Source organism: Oleiphilus sp. HI0080 (assembly GCF_001635135.1).
Genome location: NZ_LWFU01000890.1, coordinates 1 through 978 on the forward strand (window position 1 = coordinate 1; position 978 = coordinate 978).

Below are 978 nucleotides of genomic sequence, written 5' to 3' on the forward strand. Positions count from 1 at the left end.
GTGCTTTAAATGCTGGTACTGTTGGGACAGGCTCGACGTTTAGGACTTCCGCGTCGTCCTGAGCTTCGTCTGAATAGCTAATGCTGCCATCAGGCATTACTTTCTTATACACCTTCGTTGCACTTAAGCTTGGCTGAGATAGAAGTAACAGGGTTAATGCGACAAGGGGAGTGCTGCAAATAGCGCGTTTGAGGGTCATATCAGGAGGTTCCTTCAGTCCATTTAGCTCTAGCCTAGCACGCAGTTTAGAAACAAAAAAGCCCGGTGCTCTATCCGAGCACCGGGCTTTCCATATAAGGCGAAGCTTATACTGAGTAGTACATTTGGAACTCAACTGGGTGAGTTGTCATGTTCAAAGTCTCAACTTCTTCGTTCTTAAGTTCGATATAGGCATCGATCATGTCTTTTGTGAACACGCCGCCTTTAGTAAGGAACTCGTTGTCTTCCTTTAGAGCTGCAAGTGCTACATCAAATGTTTCTGCAACAGTTGGGATAGCAAGTGCTTCTTCTGCAGGTAGATCGTACAAGTCTTTATCCGCTGGGTCGCCAGGGTGGATCTTGTTCTGGATGCCGTCAAGGCCTGCCATCATCAATGCAGCAAACGCTAGGTAAGGGTTTGCAGATGGGTCAGGGAAGCGAGCTTCCATACGACGCGCTTTAGGCGAGTTAACGAATGGAATACGGATAGACGCTGAACGGTTACGTGCAGAGTATGCAAGCATAACTGGAGCTTCGAAGCCTGGTACCAAACGCTTGTAAGAGTTGGTTGATGAGTTCGTGAATGCGTTGATTGCACGAGCGTGCTTGATGATACCGCCGATGTAGTACAAGCACTCATCAGATAGGCCAGCGTAGCCGTCACCAGCAAATAGGTTGCTGCCATCTTTAGCAAGAGACATGTGAACGTGCATGCCAGAACCGTTGTCACCAACTAGAGGCTTCGGCATGAATGTCGCTGTTTTGCCGTATGCGTGTGCA

At 48.4% G+C, this 978-nt stretch carries 1 protein-coding gene and 1 pseudogene; both read right to left on the minus strand.

The features are described from left to right. Positions 1-199: DUF4124 domain-containing protein (locus A3751_RS17695; protein ID WP_156492594.1), on the minus strand; the 199-nt coding region annotated here is incomplete at its 3' end. 106 nt (positions 200-305) lie between these two features. Further along, positions 306-978 (minus strand): annotated as a pseudogene (glnA, locus tag A3751_RS17700) (glutamine synthetase); the annotation flags it as partial.